Origin of the sequence: Streptomyces lonarensis (assembly GCF_012033735.1) — a bacterium.
GTDB lineage: Bacteria > Actinomycetota > Actinomycetes > Streptomycetales > Streptomycetaceae > Streptomyces > Streptomyces lonarensis.
Genome location: NZ_JAAVJD010000324.1, coordinates 1 through 4,685 on the forward strand (window position 1 = coordinate 1; position 4,685 = coordinate 4,685).

General features: G+C 75.1%; 4 protein-coding genes and 1 pseudogene. 3 read left to right on the top strand and 2 right to left on the bottom strand.

Annotated features, from left to right (window positions below; all coding sequences use genetic code 11):
- On the top strand, positions 1 to 611 hold a 611-nt coding region (locus HCN56_RS26765), incomplete at its 5' end, for a PP2C family protein-serine/threonine phosphatase (protein WP_167974424.1).
- A gap of 517 nt (positions 612 to 1,128) precedes the next feature.
- Positions 1,129 to 2,106, top strand: a complete 978-nt coding sequence (gene bla / locus HCN56_RS23745; RefSeq protein WP_209313114.1) for a class A beta-lactamase — start codon at positions 1,129 to 1,131, stop codon at positions 2,104 to 2,106.
- 292 nt (positions 2,107 to 2,398) lie between these two features.
- Here bla and HCN56_RS23750 read toward each other — a convergent pair whose 3' ends face one another.
- Both HCN56_RS23750 and pstB read right to left on the bottom strand, forming a co-directional pair.
- Positions 2,399 to 3,139 (bottom strand): response regulator transcription factor, encoded by a 741-nt coding sequence (locus tag HCN56_RS23750; protein WP_312871409.1) that lies wholly within the window; start codon positions 3,137 to 3,139, stop codon positions 2,399 to 2,401.
- Between the two features lie 7 nt (positions 3,140 to 3,146).
- Entirely contained in the window at positions 3,147 to 3,920 is a 774-nt protein-coding gene (gene pstB / locus HCN56_RS23755) for a phosphate ABC transporter ATP-binding protein PstB (protein WP_376770922.1), read from the bottom strand.
- A 401-nt stretch (positions 3,921 to 4,321) separates the two neighbouring features.
- Here pstB and HCN56_RS23760 point away from each other — a divergent pair.
- Positions 4,322 to 4,685: pseudogene (locus HCN56_RS23760) on the top strand (hypothetical protein); the annotation flags it as partial.

Here is a 4,685-nt window from a genome sequence, read left to right on the forward strand (position 1 = left end):
CCCCCGGCCCCGCCCACGGGCAGCAGGCGCGCGGCGGGGCGGCGACACGCGCCGGGAGTGCTGCCGCCGGAGAGGTGAGCGCCTCGGGCGCCGTCACCCACGGTCCCGGCCCGGCCGTCCCCGAGCCGCCCCCGGCCCCCGCCTGCAGGGCACCGGAGGCCCCCGAGGGGCCCGAGCCGCTCGCCCACGAGTCGCCCGTCCCCGAGCCCGCCGTGCCGGAGGTGCGGTTGCTCAACCACGGGCACCCGTCACCGCTGCTCCTGGCCGCCGACGGCTCCGTCCGGGCGCTCGACCCCCCGGCCGCCGCGCTGCCCCTGGGGATGACGGGGCTCGGCGGTCCCGCGGCCGCCCCCCTGACGGTGCCGCTGCCGCCCGGCGCCGTGCTGCTGCTGTACACCGACGGCGTCAGCGAGGCCCGGGACGCCGACGGCCGCTTCTACGACCCGGCCGAGCGGTTGCGCGCCTACCCCGGGCGCGACCCGGAGGCGTTGCTCACCTGGTTGCTCGACGACGTCCGGCGGCACGGCGGCGCCCGGGACGACGACGTCGCGGTGCTCGCCGTCCGGTCGGCGACGGAGCCGGCGCCGCACCGGACGACGGCCGCACCGTGACCGGACGGCCCGTCAGCCCGCCGTCACCCGGCCGCTCACCGGTCCGCCGCCATCCGCCGACCGCACCCTGCCACCCGCCGGGGCGTCCGACCCCGGCGCGCGGTCGCGGCCGGCCCCCGCCGCCGCCCGCCGGTTGTGTGCACCAGCGAACAGCGGCCGTTGCGAACGGTTCCGCACCGTGATCCTTGTCTCGTTCCGGTGACCCGGTACAAGCCGACGTGGCGGTTCTGCAACACCGGCACTGAGCTGCGCAGTTGTGGAGTGTCGCCCCCGCCGCCCACCGGTCGCGCGGCTTGTTCGGAAAGGGTGCGGCCGGCCCGCCGCCCCACGCCGCGTCACCTTTTCGCCCAGCGACGCGTGACAGGTACGTACCGGTCGCCCGCGCTCCGGTTACCCTCACGATGCAACACCTGACGCTGCCGGCCGGTGACCGCGCGGGACGCGTGAGGCGCAGAACGCTGCCGCGCCAGCCGAGTGGCGGTGTTTCCCCCGTCCCGGACCACGAGGAGACGCTTCGATGCACCATTCAGCCCGCCCCCGTCGCAGAGTGGTGGGGCTCGCCCTGTCGCTCGCCGTCGTCGCGATGGTCGGTTGCTCCGCCGGCGACACCTCGTCGGAGAACGGGGGCGGCGGCGACAGCTCGGCGGCCGGGGGCGGTGGCCGGGAGGTCGACCCCTCGGAGAAGAACCCCGACGCGCAGGCGTCCGCGGCCTCGACCTTCGAGCAGCTGGAGGAGGAGTTCGACGCCCGCCTCGGCGTCTACGCCCTCGACACCGGTACCGGTGAGGAGGTCGAGTACCGCTCCGACGAGCGGTTCGCCTTCGCCTCCACCTTCAAGGCGTTCGCCGCCGGCGCGCTCCTCGCCCAGTACGGCCTGGACGGCATCGACACCACCGTCGCCTACGACAAGGCCGACCTGATCTCCCACTCCCCGGTGACCGAGCGGTTCACCGGCGAGGGCATGACGCTGCGGGATCTGGCCGCCGCGGCGGTCCGCCAGTCCGACAACACCGCCACCAACCTGCTCTTCGACGCCCTCGGCGGCCCCACCGGCCTCCAGGCCGCGCTGCGCGGCATCGGCGACGAGACCACCAACGTGGACCGGTTGGAGACGGAGCTGAACGAGGCGACGCCCGGCGACGACCGCGACACCAGCACCCCCCGCGCCATGGCCGAGACGCTCAACGCCTTCGTCTTCGGCGACGTCCTCGACGCCCAGGAGAGCGACCAGCTCGTCGAGTGGATGACCACCAACACCACCGGTGCCACCCTGATCCCCGCCGGTGTCCCCGACAGCTGGACCGTCGGCGACAAGAGCGGCGCGGGCGGCTACGGCACCCGCAACGACATCGCGGTGCTCTGGCCGGAGGAGGGCGAGCCGATCATCATGGCCGTCCTCTCCAGCCGTGACGAGGAGGACGCCACCTACGACGACGCGCTCGTGGCGCGCGCGGCGACCTCGGCGCTGTACTCGCTGGACGCCCTCGGCCGCTGACCGCGGCCCCCGGCGGGCACCACGCCCGCCCCGAGCGCACCGGCGCCCACACGCCCCGCGCTCACCGCTTCTCGTGATACCGCTTCTCGTGATCACCGCATCGCGCGCTCACCGCGTCTCGCGGACCGGCCCCAGTGGCCGGTGCCCCACCGCCGGCGGTCCGGCCGGCGCGGGGCACCGGCCACTGGGGCGCGGGTCGTGCCGGGTGCTCTCCGGCACGACCCGCGCCGCCGGCCCGGTACGCGCCGCGACCGGCCGCGCAGGCGGCCGCCGGCCCGGCACGGCGCCGGCCTCAGGTGCCCGGCGGCACCAGGCGGTACCCGACCCCGCGCACCGTCTGGATGATCTCCGGGTGGTGCGGGTCGTCACCGAGGCGCTCCCGCAGCCGCCGGATGTGCACCGTGATGGTGTTGGACCGGCGTGCGCCGTCCCCCCAGAGTTCGGCGCGGATGCGGTCGCGGGTGATGACCTTCTCCGCGTGCTGCATCAGCAGGTGCAGCAGCTGGAACTCGCGCAGCGGCAGCCGGCCGGTGGGGACGCCGTGCATCCGCACCTCGTAGCTCCCCGGGTCGAGCGTCAGCGGCCCGCACACCAGCGGCTGGTCCCAGCCACGGGTGCCCCGGTCCGCCAGGCTCAGCAGCTGCGCCACCTCACGCGGCCGGTAGGGCCGCGCCACGCAGGCGCTGGCCCCGGCCGCCAGCGCCGGTCCGACCTGCTCGGTGTCGCCGGGGCCCACGCCCAGCACCACCGGGATCGACAGCCGCCGCCGCACCAGCCGCAGCACCGTGGCGCCGTCCAGCAGCGGCAGGTCCGCGGAGACCAGCAGCACGTCCGGCTTGCGCAGCCCCGCCTCCAGCAGCGTGACCGCCCCGTCCGCGCAGTGCACCACCGAGACCTGGTACTTCGCCAGCTGCGCCGTCAGCCCCTGCCGGATGCGCTCGTCGGAGTCGGCGAGCAGGACCACCGGGTGGGAACCGAGCGGAATGCGGAGCGTCGCCGGGATCAGCGCCTCGGTGGCCTGGGCCTCGTCCACCGCCGGCTCAGCCGAAGCGGCCGGAAATGTAATCCTCGGTGCGCTGGTCGGCGGGACGGTTGAAGATCCTCTCGGTCGCGTCGTACTCGACCAGGCGCCCATGGCGCACTCCCTCGCTGTCGGTGTCGGCAGTGAAGAAAGCGGTGCGATCGGAGACGCGGGCCGCCTGCTGCATGTTGTGGGTGACGATGACGATGGTGAACCGGTCGGCGAGCTTCACCATCAGGTCCTCGATGCGCGCGGTGGCGATCGGGTCCAGCGCCGAGCAGGGCTCGTCCATCAGCACCACGTCCGGGCGGACCGCGATGGTGCGGGCGATGCACAGCCGCTGCTGCTGGCCGCCGGAGAGCGCCAGGCCGCTCTGCTTCAGCTTGTCCTTGACCTCGTCCCACAGCGCCGCGCCGGTCAGCGCCTCCTCGACGCGGTCGTCCAGCTCCGACTTGGGCAGCCGCCCGTCGATGCGGAGACCGTAGGCGACGTTGTCGTAGATCGACTTGGGGAACGGGTTGGGCTTCTGGAACACCATGCCGATGTGCCGCCGCACCTCGATGGCGTCGACGTCCTCGCCGTACAGGTCCGCGCCGTGGTAGCTGACCTCGCCGTTCACCCGGGCACCGGGCACGAGGTCGTTCATGCGGTTCAGGCACCGCAGCACCGTCGACTTGCCGCAGCCCGAGGGCCCGATCAGCGCGGTGATCTCCCGCTCGTGGATGTCCATCGACACGTCGCGGACGGCGCGGTGCGAGCCGTAGGAGACCTCCAGCCCCGCGAGGCGGAACACCACCGGTGCGGCGGGGCGGGCACCCGCGGCGCCGGAGTCGTCCGGGGCGCCGGCACGCGCCGGTATCGACAGGTCTACGGGCATCGTCGGGCTCCCGGGGCGTTGGCTGGGTTGTCCGGCACGGACGTTCACCATGTAACGAGCCGTGGGTAGCGGGTTGCACGGCGTGGGGTGAACCCGGGATGAACAACGGCGTTCCCGCAGGTTCGGGCCGGCGGACGCCCCTGCCGGCCCCGCGGTCCGCCGGCCACCGTCCACCGTCCACCGGCCGCCCGGCCCTCGGCCCGGGCGGCCGGCGCGGACCGGGCGCGACCGCACACCCCGGCCAACACGGCGCCGCGCCGGGCCGGTTGTCCGCGAACAGGGGGCTCGGGCCGCCGTGGTCGGTAGCATGCGGAGCCGTGGGCATCGACGGTGAACGACTGGTACTCGACTACCTCAGCAAAGTGGGCGACCTCGCCCACAGCGCCAACATCCCCTCGGCCGAACGCCGCCAACTCGTCGGCCGGCTCCGGGACGAGATCGGCCGCCAACGCTCCGCCGTCCCCGGCGAGGAACGCGACGCCGACATCAAACGCATCCTCGGCGGGATCGGCCGCCCCGAGGAGGTCGTCGCCGCCGCCGGGGGCGCCCCCGAGGACGCGCCGTGGCAGGCCGCCACCGCGCCGCCGGAGGACCAGCCGCAGGGCCGCGCCCGCTTCGGCCGGTTCGGCCGGGCGCTGACCTCCCGCGCCGCCGCCGGGGACCGGCCGGAGCCGGCGCCGC

Bases quoted from the DNA above. Each gene is read 5' to 3' on its own strand.
- bla (WP_209313114.1), top strand. From the start codon at position 1,129: ATGCACCATTCAGCCCGCCCCCGTCGCAGAGTGGTGGGGCTCGCCCTG.